This is a genomic window from Amycolatopsis jiangsuensis (assembly GCF_014204865.1).
Classification (GTDB): domain Bacteria; phylum Actinomycetota; class Actinomycetes; order Mycobacteriales; family Pseudonocardiaceae; genus Amycolatopsis; species Amycolatopsis jiangsuensis.
Genome location: NZ_JACHMG010000001.1, coordinates 6,373,294 through 6,396,374 on the forward strand (window position 1 = coordinate 6,373,294; position 23,081 = coordinate 6,396,374).

The window sequence follows — 23,081 nt, forward strand, 5'->3', positions numbered from 1 at the left end:
TCAACCTCCCAGCCCGCGCAGGTAGCCGTACAGCCCGAGTACCGCACACACCACCGGGATCACGGCCAGCACGACCGCGACCTCCAGAAGTTCGGCGTAGCGGCCCCACCGCGGACTCGACTCGTGGGTACTGTGACGGAGTCCGACCAAAACGATCACTGTGGACAGTCCCAACAGGACCGGGTAAGCGGCTCGCAGCGGTCCGGCAGCGAGAAGCGGCCCGAGCGTCAACGCGGCCGCACCGGATCCGGCGGCGACCAGCAGAGCGATTCGCTGCACCAGCACCGGGTGCAACCTGGCACGCAGAGTGAACCCCGCGGTGAGCAGCCCCGTGACCACCAGCTCGGCGGTTCCACCGTCGCGAACCAGCAGGAAGTTCGCCGGGACGACAGTCAGGACGAGCCCGCAGATGAGACCGGTGAGCAGACCGTCGGCGCGCACGACGGTGGCGTACACGGCGGCGCGCGGCGGCTGGGGCTCGTCGCGCAGGAGGTCGGCCGTGCCTCGCGGCAGCACCGGAATCGGCATCCGTGCGGCGCGGATGGACAGCGGGGCGAGCAGCGGGGAAAAGACGAGCACGGCGCCCGCGACGATCGCGGCCGCTCCCGTGCCGCCGATCTGGCCCATCGTCGCCAGCCAGCCGCCGAGCACGGTCAGGAGCCCGGTCGTGGCGCCGGCGATGAACAGAGCCGGACGTTCGACGACGCCGAGCAGGCCGAGCACCGCCGCGAGCAGCAAAGCCGCCCCGGCCGCGATCAGCTGGGGTGCACCGAGCCCGGTGAGCGACCGGTCGGCGGCGAAGAGCAACCCTCCGCCGGCGAAGGCGAACGGCAACGCGATCGCGCCGAGGATCGCGCCCGCCCCGGCGTCGCCCGCCGCCCGGGCCAGCGCGACGCCCGCGACGAGCAGCAGCGCGGCGCCACCGAGCGCGCAGGCGGCCGGGCCGGGCCACGGCGGCCCGGCGGTGAGGACCGCGACGAGCGCCAGCAGCGCAGCCGCCCCTCCCGCGACGAGTCCGGCCCGGCGGGTGTGCGCCGGTTCCCACGCGCTGCCGGCTCGTTCCGCTCCGGCCGCGATCGCGGCGACCAGGTCGTCGTACTCGAGTTCGGGCCATTCGGTGCGTGCCGGGACGAGGTTGAGCACCTCGCCGTCGAGTACGTGGTGCGAGGACAGCGTGCCGGCGCCGTCGAGGGTGGTGCCGTCCGCGCGGCGGAGCACCCAGCCGCCGTGGGCCACCCCCTGGTCGGCCAGCTGTTCCCCGGCGTGCTGGAGCAGGCCGGGCAGCAGCTCGGCGATCGGGGACCGTTCCGGCAGGGTCAGATCGACGCGGCGGGCCGGTGCCGCCACCGTCACCCGGACGAGGCCGATGGTGGGCATTGCGGGTCTTCCTCTCGCCAGATGTGCCGCGGCGGCAGCAACCTGCCGGGACGGCCGCGCACGGCTCGGACTTCTCCTACGATGGGGGCCCGGCCACGCTGGTGGAACGGGGTCGGCAGCTAGCGGACACGGAGGTCAGGCGTGCGAGGCGATTCGGCGGGGCGGGAGAACCCAGTGGCCTCCTCCAGCGGCTGGACCCCACTCGGCAGCGGTCCGGTCGCCACTGTCTACTCCGGACTGCATCGCGGTCTTCCGGTGGCGCTCAAAGTGTTCCCCTCGCGGTTCGACCGTTCCACTCTGTCCACAGTGGATAAGCAACGCGGTCGCCTTCGCGAAGTGGGCTCGGTGCTGCCGGTGCACGGCATCGACCGGCTGCCCGACGGCAGGCACGCGCTGCGGATGGAGCTGTGCCCGCAGTCGCTGGCCGCCCTGCTGTCCCGGGTGGGTCGCCTGGGACCGATGGACACGGTGGTCCTGGGCCACGCGGTGGCCACGGCGCTGGCCGGAGCCCACGCCGCCGGCGTGGTACACGGCGGGGTGAAGCCGTCGAACGTGCTGTTCCGCTCGTCCGGCCAGCCGGTGCTGGCGGACTTCGGGATCGCGCTGCGCCAGGCGTTCCCGCGCGACCCGGTGGAGTCCCTGGAGTATCTGGCGCCGGAGACGCTGCGCACCCAGACCCTGGACGAGCGCAGCGATCTCTACGGTCTGGGCGCCCTGCTGCACGTCGTGCTGACCGGCCGCCACCCGCTGCCGAGCCACCTGGGCGAACCGGTGGGTGAACGCGTGCTGCGCCTGCTGCGCACCCCGGTACCGGCCATCCACGAACCGGGCGTACCGGTGGAACTGTCCACAGTGGTCGGACGCCTGCTGGCTCCGGACCCGGCCCACCGCCCCGCCGACGCGGCCTGGGTAGCCGCCCGCCTCGGCGAGATGATTGCCCGGCTTTCGTCAGCCATGTCCGCCCCGGGATCGGCGGGGGCGGGGCTTCCGGTGGGGCCGGGGCCGATAGGGCTGGCGGGGCCCGGGGCGATGGGACCGGCGGGGCCTGGGCTGGCGGGGCCGGGGGCGGTGCCGCCGGGACCGATGGACTCGGTGTCAGTGGGCCCGGGGTCGGTGTTCGGAGGGGCTTCCTCCTCGGATTCCGAAGCTCCGGGGATGGCGTCCCCGGAGACCGGACTGGGGTCAGGGGCTGCAGAAGCCGCGTCTGGTGGGTCCGGATCTGTGGGGACTGCGTCCGCTGGAGCCGGGCCTGCGGAATCTGTGTCCCGAGTGCCTGCGTCCGCAGAATCTGTATCGGCGGGGGGTTCGCAGCAGGAGTCCGGGGCGCCGGTTTCGCTGCCACCGGGGTCTGTGGCAGCGGCCTCCGAGTCGCCGGGACACGTGGATCCGGTTCCACCGGCTTCGGGGGCGGTAGGTGCTGTGCCGCCGGCACTGGCGGAGCCTGCGTCGCCGGACGTTCGGCCTGTTCCCGGGGATTCCCAGGCAGCAGCGGAAGAAGCGGCCTTCGACGACTTCGGGGACCTGAGCGCGGCGGACGACTTCACGGAGTTGGGCGCGGCGGACGACTTCGCGGCGCTGGCGGCGGAGGAGGGAGTCCCGGAGCTGGGCGCGGAGGGCGACTTCGCGGAAGTGTCGCCGGCCGCCGCACTGCCCGCGTCGGCGGTCGCGGAGTTGCCCGCTGGGCCGCGGGGGCCGGGGTACGCGGGGCCACAGCCCGCTTCGGGTGCGTGGGGTGGGGCTGGGCATCCCGGGAACTCCGCTGGGCATGGCGCGCCGGAGGGGGCCGGGGCTTCGGAGGACTCGCCTGCGTGGGACGCGGTGAAGTACCCCGGAACTCCTGCCTCGCAGGCCCCGGAAGGACAGTTCCCTGGTGCGCCGCGGAGTGGAGCTGCGGGTTCCGAGGTGCCCGGGCCGGACGGAGCGGCCGCGGAGCCGGGCACCCAGCGCGTCCCGCAGGAGACGCGGGGCGGGCGGCGGGTGCGGCCGGACTTCGTCGTCGGGGGGATCGTGCTGGTGGCGGTGGTCGGGGTGGGGCTGGCCATGGTGCTCAGCGGAGGCTCCGACGACCTCACCACCACGGCGCGGACGCCCCCACCCGCGCCGTCCTCGGCGGCTGCTTCCCCGGCGGTCGACGTCCGGCTGGAGCAGCCCGCCGATCACGGCAAACAGGTCACGCTCACCTGGACCAGCAGTTCCGACACGGTCGACTACGCGGTGATCGTCGCCCCCGAAGGCGAACCGAACCGCGCGGTGCTCGCGCAGCGCCAACACAGCCTGACGGTCCCGGTCGACCCGCTCCGACGCTACTGCTTCGAGGTACAGGCGACCGACAGCCAGGCCGTCTACCACAGCGAACCGCAAGCCATCCGCGGCGCGACCTGCCACCGCTGAACCAGCGCCCGGCTTCACCACCGCGACACGGGACCGACGGGGGAACAACGGTGGCAGATCGGCCGCTGATGCCGGATCCTCGGCCGGGTTGCCGGGTTGCCGGGTTGCCGGGTTGCCGGGTTGCCGGGTTGCCGGGTTGCCGGGTTGGCGGGTTGGCGGCGCGCCGGGTGGGTGGTGGGCTGGGTGGTTGCCGGGCCGGAAGTTCCGCTGTGTGGATGGATTACTGGGCTGGAAGTCTGCTGCGGCGGAGGGTTGTCGTGGTGGAGGGACATCGTGGTGGAGCTGCGTCCGGCCGGGTGGGTTGCGGGAGTGAATGTGTTGCCGGGGAGTGGAGTTTGCTGCGTAGGTCGGTTGCCGGGACGGAGAGGCAAGCGGGGCAGCTGGTGCGCCAAGGGCCCGGGGAGCAGGAGGGGTAGGCGAGGCAGGCGGGCGTGGGTCAGGTACGTAGCGGGTGTTACCGCTGGCTTCCGGGTGCCGAGCGGCAGAAGAGGGGCGAGAGCGGCGGCAGGAGCGCGGGTAGGCCGCAGCAGCGGCGGGGGTGAGCGGCCTTGGTTGAGGTGCGTGGCGGGTGTTACCGCTGGCTCCCCGGTGCCGAGGGAAAGAGGGGCAAGCAGGGCACCACGCGCGCCGAAGAGGCCGGAGGAGCAGCGGCGGTAGGCGAGGCAGACGTGACTGAGGTGCGCGCCGGGGGTTACCGCGGGAGCGCGGGCCGGCCGGAGGTGCTGGGCTGGGGCGGTCGTGTGGCGAGTTCGGCCAAGTGGTGCAGTGAGGCGGTCAGGTGGCCGGGGGAGAACGGCGGGAAACGGAGGTACTCCCGGATGGGTTGCGGGACTGCGGACCAGTCGTAGGTGAGCGTGACCTCGGTTGTGGCCGGGTCGTGGGGTACGAGGTCGTAGCGCCAGCTCCAGCCGCCGAAGTCCAGTTGGCCGTCGTCCTTTTCATAGCCTGGTAGCCAGCTGATGATTTGCGGCGCGTCGAACAGCTCGACCCGGTTGATCGTCCGGTAGGCACCGTCCGGGTGGTTGGCGTGGTACATGTTCATCCGGAAGATCTGGTCCGGCTCGGTCAGCGGTGCCGGGTCGAGGGCCTGCTGCACCCAGCCGGTGCCGTCGATCGCAGCGTGGGTCGTCGGGTCCGCCAGGATCGCGAAGACCGACGTGGCGGAAGCGGCGACGGTCAGCGTGGCGTTGACATGCTCCACTGTGGACTGATCGGGCATGCGGATTCCCTTCGGCACAAAGGTTCTCAGCCGCCGGCCATCGCGCCGACGATCAGGAACGGCTCCGCGCCGGTGGTGACGGCGGTGGGCAACGGGGCGTCCGGGGAGCTGTTCGACAGGTCGGTCTCACAGGCGAAGAACCGGACGTACGCGCGGCGCCTGCCGGTGCCGGTGTCGCGCACCGTGCCGCGCAGCATCGGATAACGCTGCTCCAGCGCGTCGAGCAGCGTGCGTTGCGTGGGTGGCTCGCCGACCGCCAGCTCGACCTCCCCGCCGACCTTGGCCAGCGTGCGCAGGTGGGTGGGCAGCTTGACGCGGACGGTGGTCATCGCAGCGTCTGCACCTCGACCGAGTAGACCGGGGGCAGGTCTCGCACGATCGGCGTCCAGCGCTCGCCCGAATCGGGGGACACGTAGACCTGACCGCCGGTGGTGCCGAAGTAGACCCCGGCCTCGTCGAGGGAGTCGACGGCCATCGCGTCACGCAGGATGTTCACGTAGCAGTCGCGCTGCGGCAGCCCGGTGGTGAGCGCCTCCCACTCCCCGCCGCCCGAGCGGCTGCGGTACACCCGCAGCTTGCCCTCCGGCGGATAGTGCTCCGAATCGCTGTGGATCGGCACCACGTAGATCGTCTCCGGTTCGTGCGGGTGCACGGCGATCGGGAAGCCGAAATCGCTGGGCAGGTTGCCGCTGATCTCCCGCCACGAATCCCCGGCGTCGTCCGAACGCATCACGTCCCAGTGCTTCTGCATGAACAGCACGTCCGGCCGCGCGGGGTGCTGGGCGATCCGGTGCACGCAGTGCCCGACCTCGGCGGCCGGGTCCGGGATGCCCTCGGAGCGCAGACCGCGGTTGATCGGCTGCCACGACTGCCCGTTGTCGTCGCTGCGGAACGCGCCGGCGGCGGAGATCGCGGTGAAGATCCGCGCCGGATCACGGGGGTCGAGGATGATCGTGTGCAGGCACAGCCCGCCCGCGCCGGGCTGCCAGCGCGGGCCGGAGGTGTGCTTGCGCAGCGCGGTCAGCTCGCCCCAGCTCTTGCCGCCGTCGGTGCTGCGGTACAGCGCCGCGTCCTGCGCGCCCGCGTACACGGTGTCCGGGTCGGTGGGCGAGGGCTCCAGATGCCAGATCCGGGTGAACTCCCACGGCTTCGGCGTGCCGTCGTACCACAGGTGCTCGCCCGCTCCGCCCTCGTAGCCGAAGTCGTGGTCGACCTGGTGCCAGGTGCGGCCGCCGTCGTCGGAACGCTGGATGAGCTGCCCGAACCACGACGTGGACTGCGAGGCGTACAGCCGGTCGGGATCGGCGGGCGAGCCGGCCACGTGGTAGACCTCCCAGCCACCGAAGTGCGGGCCCTCGACCTGCCATTCGGCGCGGCCGCCGTCGGAGGTGAGGACGAACGCGCCCTTGCGTGTGCCGACCAGTACCCGTACTCCGGACATCATGACTCCCCGTGTTCAGTGTCACCGGGAGTCAACCTAGCCACGCAGGTCACCGGCTTCTTCTCCGTTCTTGCGCTTCCGCCGACGCCAGGGGCGGCAGCGCCACGAGCACCGGCGGCGTCCACGGTGGCGCGAGGTCCAGCCGGACCGTCCGCCGCTGTGGCGCGGCCGGGCGCGGCCGGATCCACACCGGCTCCGGGTGCACGCCGACCACCTGCACCGGCGGGACGAGCTGGTCACGCGGGCTGCCCCGGGCAGGCAGCGCGCAGGCCATCAGCCGGTAACTGCCGGGCGGGGCCCCGGCCAACGTGAACTCCTGCCGCTCGTCGAGCAGCGCGCCGCTGACCGGGACGCCCTGTGCCGCCTGCCGGGGGAACAGCCCGACGTACACCGCCGGCGCACCGTCGAGCGCCATGACCGCGGCAGGGCTCAGCCACGCCCGCCCGGTGACCACGCCGCCGCCCGCGATCGGGCCCGGCACGTGGACCGGCCTTGGCGGATGGTCGCCGAGCAGCTTCGGCAGCATCCGGAACTGCTGCGGACCGATCCCGACGGCCGCGGTGAACCGGGTGGTGAACGTGCCGGCCGCGCAGAAACCCACCGCGTTGCACACGTCCACGACCTTCTCGTCGCTTTCCAGCAGTAACCGCTTGGCGAGCTGGAACCGCTGTGCGGCAAGGAACTTCCCCGGCGGCATGCCAACCTGCCGCTCGAACGCGCGCGCCAGGTGGAACGGGCTGTAGCCGACATGGTCGGCCACGTCGCCGAGCCGCAGCTCCGTCGTGGCTCCCGCGGCGAGGAACCTCGCCGCCTCGAGTACCGCCTCCCGCATTGCCCACCTCCTCGCCAGGTTGTGTGACCAGGGTAAACGGGCACTACGACAATTTCGGAGCTCGCGCGATCGCGTCACGGTGTACGCGTCACGCGCCAGTCGATCGCGTAGCGGCGCAGGATCGTTTTCACCGCCGATTCACCGGTCTCACTCGCGGTCTCCACCACCGCGAGAACCGAGCCACGGTCGATCTCGACCTCGATCGCGGCGACGCCGGCCACGTCCGCCAGTGCCTTGGTGAGTTCGCGGCGAGCCGCGTCGGCCCGCAGCGCGGGTTTGTACGGTTTGCCGACGTCGGTGACCGGCAGTGCGTCGAGGACGGTCACGGTCTTCGGCGCGGCGGCGGATTCCGGCACCTTGCCGCGCGCCCACTCGCGCAGCTGCAGTTCGGTGACCGACGAGCCCGGCGCGAGCGTGACGTAGGCGACGGGCACTTCTCCGGAGTGGATGTCCGGCCGCCCCACCGCTCCGGCCCCCGTGACCTCGGGATGGGCGAGGAGGGCGTCCTCGATCTGCGCGGGGTCGATGTTGTGGCCACCGCGGATGATGAGGTCCTTCGCACGGCCGGCCAGGTACACGAAACCGTCCGGGTCGAGGTGCGCGAGGTCGCCGGTGTCGAGCCAGCCGCCGGAAAGCTTGCCCAGCCCGTCGAGGACGTGGCCGTGCTCGCCGTGACCGGTGACGTAGCCGGGGAACACGGTGGGGCCGCTGATCACGAGGATGCCCGCCTGGCCGGGTGGAAGGTCTTCCCAGCTGCCGTCGGGCCGGACCCGCACGGCTTTCATCCGCTGGTAGGGCAGTCGCTGGCCGACCGAGCCCGGTCGCGGGGAATCGGGGAAGGCGCGGGCGCTGGCGCAGGTCGCCTCGGTCAGCCCGTATCCCTCGACGAGCGTGATGCCGGTGTGGCTCTCGAAGTTCTCCCGCACGGCGGCGGGTAGGGGAGAAGCTCCGACCATGGCGACGCGCAGGCTGCTGAGGTCGGCGTCGACCGGGCACTGGGCGAGTACGGAGTAGACGGTCGGCACCGCGCTCATCGCGGAAATCCGGTAGTGCTCGACGAGTTTCCAGAACTGTCCGTAGAGCGCGAGGTCGCGGTAGCCCAGCGGGCCGGCCCAGACCGCGCCCTGGCCTTTGAACAGCGGCGCGAGAACAGTGACGATCAGTGCGTTGACGTGGAACAGCGGCAGCGCCGCGAAAAGCACGGACTCCTCGTCGAGCAGGGAGTTGGCGGCCAGCTTCGGGGCGCCGGTGGTGCCGCCGGTGTGGAAGAACGCCGCCAGATCGCCGGACTGTGGTGGCACACCGTGGAAAACGGACGGGTCCTGCCCGGCCGCCAGCTCACCGAGATAGCCGATCCGTACGCCGGCTACGGCCGGCAGCTCCGCCGGTGCGCCGGTGGTTCCGGTGGGCCGGAGTACCAGCACGGTGTCGAGGTGTCCGTCCCGGGCGAGGTCGTGCGCGGTTTCCCAGATCTCGGGGGACAACTCGGGACCGGCGGTGATGAGGATGCGCGCGCCCGCGAGTCGCAGCAGGTCGGTGAGGTGCGGGCGGGAGAGCCCGCCGTTCAGGGGTGCCGCGATGCCGGCGAGCTGCGCGGCGAGGGTCGCGGGCACCAGCTCGGCGGTGTTGGGTGACATCAGCGCGACCGCGTCGTCCCGGCGGATACCGAGTTCGTGCAACAGGTTCGCGTACCGGTGGACTTCACCGAGGAGTCCGGCGAACCTGCGGTGCGCGGGTTCGCGCCAGCGTGTGGCGTCCGGCAGCGTGGTGATCGCCGTCCGGTCGGGCCAGGTGGCCGCGGCCCTGGACAGCAGGGCGTAGGTCGACCCGGGGAGCCCGCGTTCGGCCAGTGGCACGGCTTCGATCCCGGCGAGGTCCGTGGGTCCGGCGTACCGCGGCCAGAGCAGGTTCTCGGTCATCGTGCCCACCGCACCACGGTGCGCTGGGTGCCCAGATCGATCGCGCCGTCGTCGGTGGCCACGGTGGTCTCGATGACGTCACCGTCCTTGAGGTAACGGGGATTCCTTGCCTGGCCCCGGAAAAAGAGCTTCCACTTGAGTGCGGGCGGCAGGAGCGAACCGATCAGCTCCACCGGTTTCGGCGGGGCGGACAGCGCCGTGCCCGCCGGAGTCCCGGTCAGTATGAGGTCGCCGGGGTCGAGTCGCTGGAAGCGGGTGAGCGCGCGCAACGCCTTGGCGGGCGGGTGGATCATGTCGGCGGCGGTCCGATCCTGGCGGATCTCGCCGTTCACGCTCAGCCGCAGGCGCAGGTCGGGGAACCGGTCGAGCTCGTCGCCGTCCAGCAGCACGAGCGCGGGCCCGGCCGGGGTGAACGTCGGATAGGACTTGCTTTCGTAGAACTGGGTCTGCGGCAGCTGCAGGTCACGCGCGGAGATGTCGTTCGTGACCACCAGGCCGGCGACGTGGCCGGCGAGCCCGCTCAGCTGCGTGCCCGCCGGGATCTCCCGGCCGATGACGAGCCCGATCTCCACCTCGTAGTCCAGCAGCCGTACGTGTGCCGGCCGCAGGACGTCCTCGTACGGGCCGCTGAGCGAACCGGACGTCTTGCGGAAGAACGTCAGCGGCACGGTCGCCGGATTGCCACCGGTGTCCTCGACGTGGGAGGCGTAGTTGGTCATCTGGGCGACCACCCGGCACGGCGCGGTGACCGGCGAGACCAGGTCGAGGTCCGCGACCGGGACGCCACCGCCGCGCGCCGCCGCGGCTTCGAGCGCCGGCCGGTCGGCCAGCAGCTGCGCGGTGGTCGTGGCGCCGGTGGCGACCTCGGCCGCTCCGGACGGGGTGGCAACCCACCAGGCGTCGGCGGTGCGCAGTACGGAAATGCTCATGACACAGCAACTTTCAGCAGGCCGCGAGGGCGGTGGGAGTCGATCGGCGGACGTGGTGCGGCAGCACTTCCTCTGAACATGACGATATCATCAGTTACGATCTGAACGTCAGTCAAGGGATGGGGGATGGCTGAGCAGGTGGCTGGAGCGGCGAGGGCGCCCCCGCGCGGCGCTGCTGGGTGCGGCGCAAGCGTGCATCGCCAAGGGCTCCACGAACGTCGCGATCCTCGATATCACCCAGGCGGCCCGACGTCGGGCTGGGATCCTTCGGCAACCTGTTCGAGAACAAGGAACAGCTCTACCGGGCCGCGGTGGAGGACGCGCTGGACCGCTACGGCGCGCTGCTCGACGAGCTGACCGCGGACTGGCCGATCCGGCGCACGCGTTCGCGCAGAGCTTCCGGCTGAGCGGGCGCCTGCACCGGCTCCGGCCCGAGCTGAGCCGGGTACTTGCTGAACAACGGGCTGACGCAGGCGAACTCGGGCCGCGGGCCGGCCGCGACATCGAGGCCGCGGTCGAGGCAGGCCGGTTCACCGTGCGCGACCCGGGGCCGGCCATGGTCACCGTGGCGGGCGCGATGCTGTGCCTGGGCAGCCTGCCCGGTCGCGATGCCGCGGCTGCCATCGACCAGGTGACCGAAGACCTGCTCCGGATGCTCGGCCTGTCCGCCGGGGAAGCCGCCGAACTCTGTCGCGGCGCCCTGCTCGACGTCGATCCTGCCGGCTGGCCGACCCCTGACCGCCGATGCGTGCGGCCGGGGACCGCCGCGCAGGTCGTTCAACCGATTTTCGTACCTGGCCGAGGGAGAGATCGGCCGTCAGACGCGGCGGACTCCTTCCTGCCGGTCTCCTCCGGCCCGCCGGCGGCTGCTACCTCTCGTGCTCCCAGCTGCCGCGCGTGTCGACGCCCGCGGCGTCCGCCAGCGCCTCCAGCTCCGCGATGTCCTCTTCGGCGAGCTCGATGCCGTGCGCCCGGACCAGCCCGTCGAGGTGACTCGCCTTCGTGACCCCGATGATCGGGGTGGTCCCCTTGGCGATGGCCCAGGCGGTGGCGACACCGGCGGCGGACGCGCCGCGGGCCTCGCCTATCGCCGCCATCCGGTCCGTCAGTGCCTGCAGCTGGGGCAGGATGTCGTTGTACACGGCCGCCCGGCTGCTGCCCTCCGGCAACGGCCGGTCCGGGTGGTACCTGCCGGTCAGCGCCCCCTGTTCGAGGACCATGTAGGAGAAGAACCGCACGTCGTGCTCGCGGCAGTGCTCGAGAATGCCTGCGCGCTCGGAGCTGCGGTACAGGAGGCTGTAGTGGTTCTGGACCGCCTCCACCCGGAAGCCAGCCTCGCCGAGAATCTGATCGGCGAGCGCGATTTCCTCCAGGTTGTGGTTCGAGACGCCGACCTGTTTGATCCGGCCGCGCTGCAGCAGCGGAATGAGCCGCGGCGTCCACCGGGCCACGTCGGCGGTATTGTGGATCCAGTACAGATCCACGTAGTCCGTGCCCAGCCGGTCGAGGCTCTGCTCCAGCATGTCCGCGACCGGATCATCGCCGTCGCCCGCGATCTGCGGGGTGAACTTCGTCGACAGCTGGTACTCGCTGCGGGCGTAGCCTTTCAGCGCTTGGGCGAGGACCGTCTCCGAGCGGCCCATGCCGTACACCACCGCGGTGTCCCACAGCGTGAATCCGTTCGACTGCGCCTTCTCGACGATCTCTCGCAGGCCGGCGCCGGTCAGCTGACTGCCGAAATAGCCGTCGCCCACCTCGCCGCTGTCTCCCCAGGCCCACGTGCCCAGTGCCGCCGCCGGCGTGGTCCCCGTCGTGCTCGTCATGTTCCCTGCCTTCGTTCTCCGTCGTGACCTTCGATCCCCAGCAGACCGCGCCGGCCGCCACCGGAGAAGGTCGCGTTCATGGGGGGTATGAACGCAACCCCCCTCGTGTCGTGACCAGCGGCTACCGTGAACGACATGGACCAGCAGCCCGGAAACCGAGGTGAAATCCGGGACTTCCTTGCCAGCCGGCGCGCCAGGATCACCCCGGCGCAGGTCGGGCTGCCGACCAGTGCCCGTCGCCGGGTCGCCGGACTGCGGCGCGAGGAGGTCGCTGTCCTCGCCGGCGTGAGCACGGAGTGGTACACGCGGCTGGAGAAGGGGCACATCGGCGGCGTGTCCGAAGACGTCCTCGATGCGGTCGCCCGCGCCCTGCGGCTGGACGACGACGAACGCACGTACTTGTTCGACCTGGCCCGATCGTCGCGGTCCGCGAGCCGCAGGCCCTCGCGTCGCCGGGACGTCGAGGTGCCGCCCCGGGTCCAGTGGCTGCTCGACTCGATGACGATGTCCTCGGCGTTCGTGCGCAACGGCCGCACGGACGTCGTCGCCGGCAACTCCCTGGCCCGAGCCCTGTACGCGCCGATGTTCGACAGCGCCACCGTCGACCGACGCGGCCGTCCCAACGTCGCCCGCTACATCTTCCTCGACCCCGGCGCGCGGGACTTCTTCGTCGATTGGGACGCCGCCGGCAACGCCACAGCCGCGCTGCTGCGCGCCGAGGCCGCGCGCGAGTCCCGCGACCGGGCGCTGCGCGAACTGATCGGTGAGCTGTGCACGCTCAGCCCCGAGTTCCGCGAGCAGTGGGCCGCGCACGACGTCCTGCTCCGCCACGACGGCATCAAACGGCTCCGGCACCCCGAGGTCGGGCACCTGGAACTGACCTTCCAGTCCCTCGACCTACCGCTGTCCGGCCGGGCCGTGCACGACCTGATCACCTACACCGCCGAACCCGGCACCGCATCCGAAGACCGGCTCAAACTCCTCGCCAGCTGGGCAGCCACGCCATCCCGGACGGCCGAGCCCGGAACCCGCGGTCCGGACCCGGCCGGCCACGCGGAGCTTCCGTAAGTCCTGGCGCAGCGCGTCACCGGTGGTCCGTGGCGATCATGGACGTGAAGAGCCGGGGCAGTACCTCGGTCAGGTAGCTGGTGTCCACGTGGCCGGGGCGATCGTCCAGGATCGCGCGCTCCAGCGTGGTTTCGTAGAGAGCCACGATGGTGACGATCGCGTTGCGGGGGTCGAGGCCCAGGCGGAGGTCCAGCCGGTCCAGCATGGTCTGCAGGATGTCGGTGAGCGCGTCGTGGAACCGGCGCTCGGCGGCGGCGGTCGGGGCGCGCAGTTCCGGCTGCCGCAGTGCCTGGGCGCGGAACTCGAGGTTGAGCAGGTACCACGTCACGTCCGCGGTCAGCGACTCCATGAACAGCATGCCGACGTCGCGCAGGACCCGGTCGACCACGCCCGGCGAATCCCGGTCGGCTGTGCGGACGGTCTGCTCGACGGCTTCCCGCAGCCGCTGCGCCCGCTCCCGCATGCGGATTTCGTACAGGGCCAGGAACAGCTCTTCCTTGCTGGCGAAATTCGAGTAGAACGCGCCACGGGTGAACCCGGCGCGCTCGCAGATCAGCTCGACCGGCGCGTCCCGGATGCCCAGCTCGGCGAACACGTCGTAGGCCGCCTCGATCACCCTGCGCCGGGTCTCCGCCCGCCGCCGGGACGGCCGCCGCGGACCGGCCAGCTCCGCCTCGCTGATCGCCATGGCGTTCACCTTACTTTCGCCTTCCACCCGGAGGAGTGACGCGATGCACTGCCCATAGGATACGTACTGCATTACGATACACCGCGTATCCAACCTGGTCAGGAGTGCTCGTGTCGTCGTTTCTCTACCGGCTGGGCCGGGCCGCGGCTCGCGCCCGGGTGCTGGTGCTCGCGCTGTGGGTGGTGCTGCTGGCCGCGGCCGGCGGGGCCGCGGTGCTGGTCAACCAGGGCACCGACGACACGTTCGCCATCCCCGGCTCGGAATCCCAGGACGCGCTCGATCACCTCGGCCGGGTCTTCCCCGAGGTGAGCGGCACGTCCGCGCAGCTGGTGCTGGTGGTGCCGGGTCAGGTCGACACGCCCCGGGCGCGCGCGGCGGTGGCGGAAGCGGCCGACCGCGCCGGGAAGCTCGACCAGGTGGCCACGGTGGTCAGCCCGTTCGACCGCACCGTGCAAGGCGCGGTGTCCGGTGACGGACACGCGGCGCTGCTCACCGTGCAGCTGAAGGTCCAGCTCACCGCCGTCCAGCCGGAGACCAGGACACAGCTCAGCGCGATCGCGCACGATCTGGCCACGCGCGTCGGCGACGGCGCGGAGGTGCACTCCGGCGGGGACGCGTTCTCCGACCGGGTGCCGAAACTCAGCCCCACCGAGGGAATCGGCCTGCTCATCGCCCTGGTCGTCCTGCTGCTGATGTTCCGGTCGCTGATCGCCGCGGTGATGCCGCTGGGGACCGCGATTCTCGGTGTCGGCCTGGCGGCCGGGCTGATCTATCTCGCCACGATCGCCATCCCGATCTCCTCGACCGCACCGATGCTGGCGGTGATGATCGGGCTCGCGGTCGGCATCGACTACGCCCTGTTCCTGTTGTCGCGGCACCGCGACCAGCTCGCGGACGGGCTCGAGGTCGAGGAGTCGATCGCCCGCGCCACGGCCACCGCCGGATCCGCGGTGATCTTCGCCGGTCTCACCGTGGTGATCGCGTTGCTCGGCCTGTCCGTGGCCGGAATCCCGTTCCTCACCACGATGGGGGTCGCCGCCGCGGTCGCCGTCGCACTCGCCGTCGGCATCGCGATCACCCTCGTGCCCGCGCTGATGTCGTTCGCGGGCAAGCGGTTGCGGCCGCGGAAGCCGCGGCGCGGGAAGCGCCGCCGCACCCCGCCGCAGATCGCGCGCTGGTGGGTGCGCACCGCGACGCGCTCGCCGCTGGTGACCGTGGTGCTCGTCGTCGTCGGGCTGGCGGTCTGCGCGATCCCCGCCACCGGACTGCGGCTGGCGTTGCCGGACAACGGAACCGAGGAACACGGCAGTACGGCGCGGGACACCTACGACGTCGTGAGCGAGCACTTCGGCCCCGGCTACAACGGCCCGCTCATCGTCACCGCGGACATCATCACCAGCACCGATCCGATCGGGCTGGTGAACCGGATGGCGGACGAGATCCGCGGGCTGCCCGGTGTCGCCTCGGTGCCGCTGGCCACGCCGAATCCCAAGGGCGACACCGGGATCATCCAGGTCATCCCGGAGACGCCACCGGATTCCGAGGCGACCGACGAGTTGGTCGCCCTGCTGCGCGGGCAGGAGCAGCACTTCCTCGACGCGTACGGCACGCAGACCGCGGTCACCGGGATCACCGCTGTCGGCATCGACGTGTCCGCGCAGCTGGGCAGTGCGCTGCTGCCGTTCGGAATCCTCGTCGTCGGGCTTTCGCTGATCCTGCTGGCCATGGTGTTCCGGTCAATCTGGGTGCCGATCAAGGCGACCGTGGGCTACCTGCTGTCGGTGGCGGCCGCGTTCGGCGCCACGTCGTTCGTGTTCGTGCAGGGACACCTCGCCGGCGCGCTGAACGTGACCCACACCGGCAGTGTGATCAGCTTCCTGCCGATCATCCTCATGGGTGTCCTTTTCGGACTTGCCATGGACTACGAGGTGTTCCTGGTGTCCCGGATCCGGGAGGACTTCGTGCACCGCGGTGATCCGCGCCAGGCCATCGAATCCGGGTTCGTCTCCGCGTCCAGGGTGGTGGTCGCGGCCGCGGTGATCATGTTCGCGGTGTTCGCCGCGTTCGTGCCGGAGGGCAGCGCCACCATCCAGCCGATCGCGTTCAGCCTCGCGGTCGGGGTGTTCGTGGACGCCTTCATCGTGCGGATGACGCTGGTGCCCGCGGTGCTGGCGCTGCTGGGCCGCCGGGCCTGGGGGCTGCCGCCGAAGCTCGACCGGACGCTGCCGGTGTTCGACGCCGAGGGCGATTCGCTCATGCACGAGCTGCGCCTGGCCGACTGGCCGGGGACCGACGAGGCGGTGAGCGCCCGCGGCCTCCGGCTGGACGACGACCGCGGCCGCGCGGTCTTCACCGGCGTCGATCTGAGCCTGCCGCGTGGCGGGGTGCTCGTGCTGCACGGGGCTTCCGGAAAAACCGCTCTGCTGTACACGATCGCCGGGCGGGTCACGAAGTTCTCCGGCGACCTCAAGGTGCTCGGCCGGGTCCTGCCGCAGCACGCGCACGCGTTGCGCCGTGACGTGGCCGTGGTTGCCTGCCGGGACACCGGTCCAGCCGCGGAGGAGGTCGCTGCCGCACTCGAGAGCGAGGCGCGGCTCGTGGTGCTCGACGACGTCGACCTCGTACTGCGTCCCGACAGCCGCGACCGGCTACGGGCCTTGCTCGCCGAGCGCCGCAGCGCCTCCGGCGAGCCTGTGACTTTCGTGGTGACCTGCCAGGACCCGGAGCGGGTCCGGGACCTGCTGCCCGCCGGGGCGACGCGCCTGCACCCCCTCACCGCCACTCAGCCCGCCGAGGTCTCCTGATGCTCAAGCCATTCGCCAATTCCGCGCGTGCACTGGCCGCCGGACCGCTGACCTGGCGCAGCTGGGCCGGCCTGATCGCCGTGCCGCTGCTCGTGATGGGGCTGCTCACCTGGGCGTTCTGGACGCCGGAGGCCAACCACGACACGGCGAAGGCCGCGGTGGTCAACAACGACGAGCCGGTGCAGGTCAACGGCCAGACCCTGCCGCTGGGCCGCCAGCTCGCCGGATACCTCACCCACAGCGACGATTCCGCCTACACCTGGGCACTCACCGACGCCGAAGACGCGGCGTCCGGGCTCGCCGACGGCAGCTACACCGCGGTCGTGACCATTCCGGCGGACTTCTCCGCGCGGGCGACCTCGGCCGCGACCGGGAAACCGCTCGCGGCAAGGAAAGCACAGGTGGACGTGCGGACCTCGAACGCGGCCGGGGTCAGCGATCCCGACCTTTCCGAACGCGTGGCGCAAGCCACCCGGCGGACGTTGAGCCAGCAGGTCGTGGAGACCTATCTGGACAATGTGTACGTCGGGTTCACCACGATCCACAAGCAAGTCGGCGAAGCCGCGGACGGTGCCGGGCAGCTCGCCGACGGTACGGCGCAGCTGAAGGACGCCACCGGCCGGCTCGCCTCCGGCGCCGCGCAGCTCGCCGAGGGAACTGGGCAGCTGGCCGGCGGTTCCGGTCAGCTGTCCTCCGGGTTGACGCAGGCGGAACGGGACACCGCGCAGCTTCCCGCGCTGACCCGCCGGCTGGCCGACGGCGCTGACCAGGTCGCGCAGGGCAACGAAAAGCTGGCGGACACCGTCGTACCGCTGGCGAACCGGATCATCGCCGCGATCGACGCGTTGCCCTCCGCCGCGGATACCGCGCGGCAGTTCCGCCGGCTTGCCGAGGACTGCGTGGACAACGGTGGTTCGTCGTCTTTCTGCGGTCAGCTCCGGGAGGCTGCGGAACGGTTCACCGCGGAGGCCGGGAAGATCGATGAGGGCAAGGCCGGCGTCCGGGCGAACGCGGTGCGGGCGCGCGACTCGATCCAGGCTCTCGCCGACGGAGCCCGCCAGGTGGCCGACGGCAACGAGCAGCTCGCCGGCAAATCCGGTGAGCTCGCTTCGGGTATCGCCGAAGCCGCCGACGGCGCACGTCAGCTGGACCAAGGCGTGCGACAGGCCGATTCCGGTGCGCGCGAGCTGTCCAGCGGCGCCGGACAGCTCGACACCGGGACCAAGAAGGTCGACGACGGCGCGCAGGAGCTCGCGACCCAGCTCGACAAGGGCCGGGGCCAGGTGCCCAGCTACACCGACGCCGAGCGTGCGCACCTGAAGACGGTCGCGTCGGACCCGACCACCGCCGCCACCGACAGCACCCCGATCGGAACCCTGGCGCTCACCCTGTTCGCGGTGCTCGCCCTGTGGGCGCTCGCGCTGGCCACCTACATCATCACCAGGGCCGTTCCGGACGGGGTGCTCACGGCTCGCGAGCCGACCTGGCGCATCATCCTCCGCGCGGCCATCCCGGGTGCCACCGCGGCCGGGCTGGCCGCGGTCGCGATCACCGCGATCGCCGTGCCCGTGGTGAAACCGGGGTTCGCCGGAAGCGTCGGTTTCCTGCTGATCTCGCTGCTGGCCGCGTCCGCGTTCGTCGCGTTGAACCAGGCCGCGACGGCGATCTTCGGCCGTGCCGGCCGGATCGCCTCACTGGCCGTGCTGCTGCTGGCCGGAGCGACCGGCGTCGTGTCCACCCTGCCCGGCCCGCTCTACACGATCGCCGGCTACCTGCCCACGCACGGTGCCGTGCTCGCACTGCGGGCCGCGGCCACCGACGGCATCGGCCTCGGTACCGGGATCGCCGAACTGGTCGCGTGGCTGCTCGTCGGCACGCTCGTCTCGATCCTGGTCACCGACCGGCGCCGGTACCTGTCCGGCAAGAGTCTCCGGCCGCGGGTCCCGGCGCATGCCTGAGCAAGCGCTGGGACACGCGCACGAGAAGTAACCAAGCCCGCACCGTTGGTGTAATTTCGGGTGACTTCTTCCCGGTAAAGGGGCAATTCAGGCAGGTTTATTACCCAAGGTGCGAGATTAATCTGCCTAACTCGGCCTTTCGGGTGAACGACTTCGCTACCGTGGGCGGGTGGTCGGTGTGAAGGCGTTCTCCGCGCAGCGGGCGAGCTTTCGGTTCGGCGCGATGGTGGTGGCCGTGATCGCCGGGGCGGGGGGTGCCGCCACCTACGTCGGCGTGCAGCGGGCTGCGCCGGAGGCGGCCGCCGCGGTCGTCACCCGGGGAGCGGCGGCCGGTGGGTCCGCGCCGCCGCCGTCGGTGAAAGCATCGTCGGAGTCGCTGCCGGTGTCCGACACGCCGTTCAGTGCGAAGCTCTCCTCCACCGACATCCCGGAGGAAGGCGGCGGTGTGCGCACCGGCGGGTGCAGCGGCGCGCTCGTCGCGACCGACTGGATCGTCACCGCCGGGCACTGCTTCCACGACGTGCACGGCAAACGCAGCAGCGGGCGTCCGGACTACCACATGAAGGTGGCGATCGGGAAGCAGACCGACTCCGATCCGCACGGGCACGTGGTCGAGGTCGTGGACACCCGGCAGTCGCCCTACAGCGATCTCGCGCTGGCCCGGCTGAGCAGCCCGATCACCGACATCCAGCCGCTCCAGCTGCCCGACGGTCCGCCGAAGACCGGGCAGCGGGCCACGTTCGTCGGCTGGGGATCGCTCTCGTCGAAGGTGATCGTGCAGTCCGACCACCTCAAACGCGGCGACTTCTCGGTGCATTCGGTGCGCCAGTACGAACTCGACCTCGAACCGGTGCACGAACGCACCGTGGAGAACAGTCCCTGCCCGGACGATTCGGGCTCGCCCTACTTCGTGCCCGGCGACGACGGCGGTCACGTGCTCGTCGCGGTCGAGAACTTCGGTCCGGACTGCCCGAACCCCGGACTGGAGACCGCGGCGCGGGTGGATTCGATCCGGTCCTGGATCCACCAGCAGCTCGGTTCCTGACCCGCCGCACAATGGCACGGGCCGCGCGCGTCCGCCCGCGGTCGCCGGCGAGCCGTAGGAAAGGCGCGTATGACAACCCGTGTTCTGGTGCCCTGGTCCGATCTGTCCGTGCCCGCCGAGCTGACGCCGGTGGTCTGGGACGGCCGCGGCACCCCGCCGGAAGGTCTGGACCAGGTCGAGTTCTACGTGCTGCCCTACGACAGCGGTGCGGCACCGTTGCGGCTCTTCCCGCAGCTCCCGTCGTTGCGCGCGGTACAGACGCTTTCCGCCGGTTACGAGCAGATTCTCCCGCTGCTGCCGGAAGGTGTGCGGCTGGCCAGCGGGCGTGGCCTGCACGATCTCAGCGTCGCCGAGCACGCGCTCGCGCTGATGCTGTCGGCGCAGCGGTTCCTCCCGCGCTGGTTCGCCCAGCAGCGGACCGGCGACTGGGACCGGGCGCACACCCGGTCGCTGGCCGATGCCAGGGTGCTGCTCGTCGGCTACGGCTCCATCGGCCGGGCGATCGAGCGGTACCTGCTGGCGGGGGAGGCGGAAGTGGTGCCGGTCGCGAGCACCGCGCGCCCCGGGGTGCACGGCGTCGCCGAGCTTCCCGGCCTTCTGCCGACCGCGGACATCGTGGTGCTCGTGCTCCCCGACGCCCCGCGGACCCGGGGTCTGCTGGGGGCCGCGGAGCTGGCCGCGCTGCCGGATTCCGCGCTGGTGGTGAACGTGGGACGGGGCACCGCGATCGACACCGCCGCCCTGACCGCCGAGGTGGCTGCCGGACGGTTGCGTGCCGCGCTCGACGTCACCGATCCGGAGCCGTTGCCCGCAGATCATCCCTTGTGGACACTGGGCGGTGCGATCATCACCCCGCACGTCGCCGGCGGCTCGGACTCGTTCTATCCACGCGCCAAGCGGCTCGCCGAACGGCAGCTCCGCCACTTCGCCGCGGGCGAGGAACTGGAGAACCTGGTCCGCTGAACGCGGGTCAGCGAAGTACCCGCGCCCGCATGGCCAGCGCGACCATCTGGGCGCGGTCGCCGGTGCCGATGCGGCGTCCGATGCGGGACAAGTGGGATTTGACTGTGAGCGCGGACAGTGAGAGCTCCTCGCCGATCTCCTTGTTGGACTGCCCGTCCGCGGCGAGCTGGAGCACCTCGATCTCCCGTGCGGACAGCTCGTGCGGTGCGCCGTCGGCCCCGACGACGAGAGTGCCGCTCCGGCGCGCCGGGCCGGGCGGCGCCGGGGATTTCAGCAGATACGCCTGAGCGCCGGCCTGGAACGCGGAGCGCACCTCGGCAGCGTCGCCGGCGTCGGCCAGCACGACCACGCGCGGCCAGCCGCGACTGCGCAGGTCGGCGATGAGCTTCGCGCCCCCGTCGGCCAGCCCGAGATCGACGACGGCAAGGTCGCACGGTTCGGCGGCCCGCGCCTCGACCGCCGTGGCGGCCGTACGGACGACGGTCGCCCCCATCCGGATCAGCTGCGCCGTAACGGCTTCCCGCGCCGCCGGCCGGTCCTCGACGAGCAGGACGGAGAACTGGTCCTCCCGCGGTGGCGGCACTCCTGCCGGCGCGGCCGCGGGCGGGTTGGTCGCGGGCTGGGCGGTTGTGGGCTGGGTGGTTGTGGGCTGGGTGGTTGTGGGCCGGGCGGTTGTGGGCTGGGTGGTCGCGAGCCGGGTGGTGATGGGCGGGATGGCATGGGGCCACTCTCGCGGATTGGCGTGTACTCTTCCCTGCGCGCTGCCCCGCGCACCTTCCTGTGGAGGGAAGCTGTCCCGCGGGCCTTCCTGTGGAGGGAAGCTGTCCCGCGGGCCTTCCTGTGGAGGGAAGCGGCCTTCGTCGCCGCGCGGATCGGGCCGGAGGTCCGCCAGTCGCCGCAGGCGCTGCCGGTCGGAGTCCTCGAAGGTCGGCGACATTTCCGCGCTCCCTTCGCCCCGTGCCGGGTGTCCGTCGTTGGCCACTTCCGGGGGTCACACTATCGGGCTACGGGCGCGGCGCAGGGTGGTTTGCGAATTGTTGTGCGGATGGGCGCGCGCCCGCGTCCGGTTGCGGCGAACGGACCAGCAGAGCGGGGCAAAACGGGCAAATCACCACTCGTGCTCCTACCTAAATGTCACCTGAAAGTTGTACAAAAGTGCACTGGAGGGACCACTCACGGTGGCGATGTGAGCTGTGTGTATGCTCCGGTCTCGCTTGACTGGGTGGATTCTTCACCCGAATTCATGGCCGTTGTGATCGGGGAGCTGTGATCTCACGCGGTCCGTTGTTTCGAGGTTCGGGACTGGATGGGAGAAAGCATGCACAGCAGGTCGATCGTGGCGCGTGGCGGGCTCGCGGTGGTGGCCGCGTCCGCGGCGCTGATGGTGACCTCGCCCGCCGCCGGTGCGGACACCGGCGCGCAGGCCCAGAACGGAGCGGCCACCGGCACCGTGGTGCAGGGCGGCAAGTCCGGCTACACGGTCAACCTCGGCGGCTCGGAGCCGACCGGGACGGTGTTGTTCAACCTCAAGCTCGCCGACGGCAGCCTGCTCAAGATGTACTGCGTGCAGATCGAGGTCAGCACGAAGAATGGGGACGAGGTCGTCGAGCACTCGTGGGACGACTACCCGGACGCGAAGTCGCCGTTCCGCAAGAACAACGACAAGGTCAACTGGGTGCTGCAGCACGGCTACCCGACGACCGGCGCGGACAGCCTCGCCAAGGCGGTGACCGGCGGGGGAACCGAGCTGCACGGCGGGCTTTCCACCGTCGAGGCGATCACCGCGACGCAGGCCGCGGTGTGGCACTTCAGTGACGACAAGGACCTCGACCGCGACAACCCGCTCGCGGGCAAGGCTTCGGCGGACGACGCCGCGGACGTCCTGGCCGTCTACGACTACCTGACCGGCAAGGACAACACCGGCATCGGCGAGCAGCCGAAGCCGGCGCTGACCATCACCCCGGCCAAGGCGAGCGGCACCGCGGGCGAGAAGATCGGCCCGTTCACCGTCTCCACGACCGGTGCCGTCACCGACCTCAGCAGCGAGCTGCCCGAGGGCGTCACGCTCGTCGACGAGGACGGCAACGAGGTCAAGACCGCGGACGTCAAGGACGGCACCAAGCTGTACCTGCAGGTCGACAAGGACGCCAAGCCCGGCACCGCCGAGCTCGCCATCAAGGCCGCCGGTGACGTCCAGACCGGACGGCTGTTCGTGTCCAAGGACTACGCCAAGCACCCGACCCAGTCGCTGATCGTCGCCGAGTCGCAGAAGACCGCGGTCGAGGCGAACGCGACCGGCACCTGGACCGAGGCCGGCGCGGCCACGACCACCCCGGCGCCGTCCAGCCAGGCCCCGGCAGGGGGCCAGGCACCGCTGGCGAACACCGGCGTGAACGCCGCACTGCCGATCGGCATCGGCGCCGCACTGGTGATCGCGGGCGGGGCGATGCTGCTGGTGGTGCGCCGCCGCCGGGGCAACGCCTGATCCACTGACGACACACCCTCGGGGGCCGGTCCACTCGGACCGGCCCCCGTTGTCGTGCGCGGGGCTGAAGTGTGGTGCGCGGGGTGGGGGTGCTCGGCCCGGCTGGTCGTACGCGCGGAGGGGCTGTGGGTGCGCGGGC

General features: G+C 71.5%; 17 protein-coding genes and 1 pseudogene. 8 read left to right on the plus strand and 10 right to left on the minus strand.

Going from position 1 to position 23,081, the window contains the following annotated elements:
• Window positions 1-1,377 carry a type VII secretion integral membrane protein EccD gene (eccD, locus tag BJY18_RS29070; RefSeq protein WP_184783087.1) on the minus strand — a complete coding sequence of 459 codons (1,377 nt, stop codon included), beginning with the start codon at window positions 1,375-1,377 and terminating at the stop codon, window positions 1-3.
• Window positions 1,378-1,551: 174 nt separating this feature from the next.
• On the opposite strand from eccD, the gene BJY18_RS29075 reads away from it, so the two are divergent.
• On the plus strand, window positions 1,552-3,768 hold the full coding sequence (locus BJY18_RS29075) for a protein kinase domain-containing protein (RefSeq protein WP_184783088.1): 2,217 nt from the start codon (window positions 1,552-1,554) through the stop codon (window positions 3,766-3,768).
• 691 nt (window positions 3,769-4,459) lie between these two features.
• Here BJY18_RS29075 and BJY18_RS29080 read toward each other — a convergent pair.
• The 6 genes from BJY18_RS29080 to BJY18_RS29105 form a co-directional block, all read right to left on the minus strand.
• Window positions 4,460-4,987, minus strand: coding sequence for an SRPBCC family protein (locus BJY18_RS29080; RefSeq protein ID WP_184783089.1), 528 nt, complete (start codon window positions 4,985-4,987; stop codon window positions 4,460-4,462).
• Window positions 4,988-5,013: 26 nt separating this feature from the next.
• A complete protein-coding gene (locus BJY18_RS29085) occupies window positions 5,014-5,316 on the minus strand; it encodes a MoaD/ThiS family protein (RefSeq protein ID WP_184783090.1) in 303 nt (100 codons plus the stop codon).
• Window positions 5,313-6,428, minus strand: a complete 1,116-nt coding sequence (locus tag BJY18_RS29090) for a WD40/YVTN/BNR-like repeat-containing protein (RefSeq protein ID WP_184783091.1) — start codon at window positions 6,426-6,428, stop codon at window positions 5,313-5,315. The genes BJY18_RS29085 and BJY18_RS29090 overlap by 4 nt, the downstream gene beginning before the upstream one ends.
• A 49-nt stretch (window positions 6,429-6,477) precedes the next feature.
• On the minus strand, window positions 6,478-7,260 hold the full coding sequence (locus tag BJY18_RS29095; protein ID WP_184783092.1) for a helix-turn-helix transcriptional regulator: 783 nt from the start codon (window positions 7,258-7,260) through the stop codon (window positions 6,478-6,480).
• Between the two features lie 74 nt (window positions 7,261-7,334).
• A complete protein-coding gene (locus BJY18_RS29100) occupies window positions 7,335-9,179 on the minus strand; it encodes an acyl-CoA synthetase (RefSeq protein WP_184783093.1) in 1,845 nt (614 codons plus the stop codon).
• The gene (locus BJY18_RS29105) at window positions 9,176-10,108 is read right to left on the minus strand and encodes a fumarylacetoacetate hydrolase family protein (protein ID WP_184783094.1); all 933 of its coding nucleotides are present in this window, start codon (window positions 10,106-10,108) and stop codon (window positions 9,176-9,178) included. Before BJY18_RS29105 ends, BJY18_RS29100 begins: the two co-directional genes overlap by 4 nt.
• Window positions 10,109-10,523: 415 nt before the next feature.
• On the opposite strand from BJY18_RS29105, the pseudogene BJY18_RS38125 reads away from it, so the two are divergent.
• Window positions 10,524-10,739 (plus strand): annotated as a pseudogene (locus BJY18_RS38125) (TetR/AcrR family transcriptional regulator); the annotation flags it as partial.
• Between the two features lie 238 nt (window positions 10,740-10,977).
• On the opposite strand, the gene BJY18_RS29115 reads toward BJY18_RS38125, so the two are convergent.
• Window positions 10,978-11,931, minus strand: a complete 954-nt coding sequence (locus tag BJY18_RS29115; protein ID WP_184783096.1) for an aldo/keto reductase — start codon at window positions 11,929-11,931, stop codon at window positions 10,978-10,980.
• Window positions 11,932-12,066: 135 nt separating this feature from the next.
• Between BJY18_RS29115 and BJY18_RS29120 the strand changes: the two genes are divergently transcribed.
• Entirely contained in the window at window positions 12,067-12,999 is a 933-nt protein-coding gene (locus tag BJY18_RS29120; RefSeq protein WP_184783097.1) for a helix-turn-helix transcriptional regulator, read from the plus strand.
• A 16-nt stretch (window positions 13,000-13,015) separates the two neighbouring features.
• Here the strand turns inward: BJY18_RS29120 and BJY18_RS29125 are convergent, their stop codons facing one another.
• Window positions 13,016-13,687 (minus strand): TetR/AcrR family transcriptional regulator, encoded by a 672-nt coding sequence (locus BJY18_RS29125; protein ID WP_184783098.1) that lies wholly within the window; start codon window positions 13,685-13,687, stop codon window positions 13,016-13,018.
• Window positions 13,688-13,797: 110 nt separating this feature from the next.
• On the opposite strand from BJY18_RS29125, the gene BJY18_RS29130 reads away from it, so the two are divergent.
• From BJY18_RS29130 to BJY18_RS29145, 4 genes are all read left to right on the plus strand, one after another.
• Complete coding sequence (locus BJY18_RS29130) at window positions 13,798-16,491, plus strand: MMPL family transporter (protein WP_184783099.1); 2,694 nt, start codon at window positions 13,798-13,800, stop codon at window positions 16,489-16,491.
• On the plus strand, window positions 16,491-18,449 hold the full coding sequence (locus BJY18_RS29135; protein WP_184783100.1) for a YhgE/Pip domain-containing protein: 1,959 nt from the start codon (window positions 16,491-16,493) through the stop codon (window positions 18,447-18,449). The genes BJY18_RS29130 and BJY18_RS29135 overlap by 1 nt, the downstream gene beginning before the upstream one ends.
• A gap of 169 nt (window positions 18,450-18,618) precedes the next feature.
• Complete coding sequence (locus BJY18_RS29140) at window positions 18,619-19,494, plus strand: S1 family peptidase (protein ID WP_312873995.1); 876 nt, start codon at window positions 18,619-18,621, stop codon at window positions 19,492-19,494.
• 69 nt (window positions 19,495-19,563) lie between these two features.
• Window positions 19,564-20,457, plus strand: coding sequence for a 2-hydroxyacid dehydrogenase (locus BJY18_RS29145; RefSeq protein ID WP_184783101.1), 894 nt, complete (start codon window positions 19,564-19,566; stop codon window positions 20,455-20,457).
• Window positions 20,458-20,464: 7 nt separating this feature from the next.
• Here the strand turns inward: BJY18_RS29145 and BJY18_RS37080 are convergent, their stop codons facing one another.
• On the minus strand, window positions 20,465-21,040 hold the full coding sequence (locus BJY18_RS37080) for a LuxR family transcriptional regulator (RefSeq protein ID WP_312873996.1): 576 nt from the start codon (window positions 21,038-21,040) through the stop codon (window positions 20,465-20,467).
• A 735-nt stretch (window positions 21,041-21,775) separates the two neighbouring features.
• On the opposite strand from BJY18_RS37080, the gene BJY18_RS29155 reads away from it, so the two are divergent.
• Entirely contained in the window at window positions 21,776-22,942 is a 1,167-nt protein-coding gene (locus tag BJY18_RS29155) for a thioester domain-containing protein (RefSeq protein ID WP_184783103.1), read from the plus strand.
• Window positions 22,943-23,081: the final 139 nt, after the last annotated feature.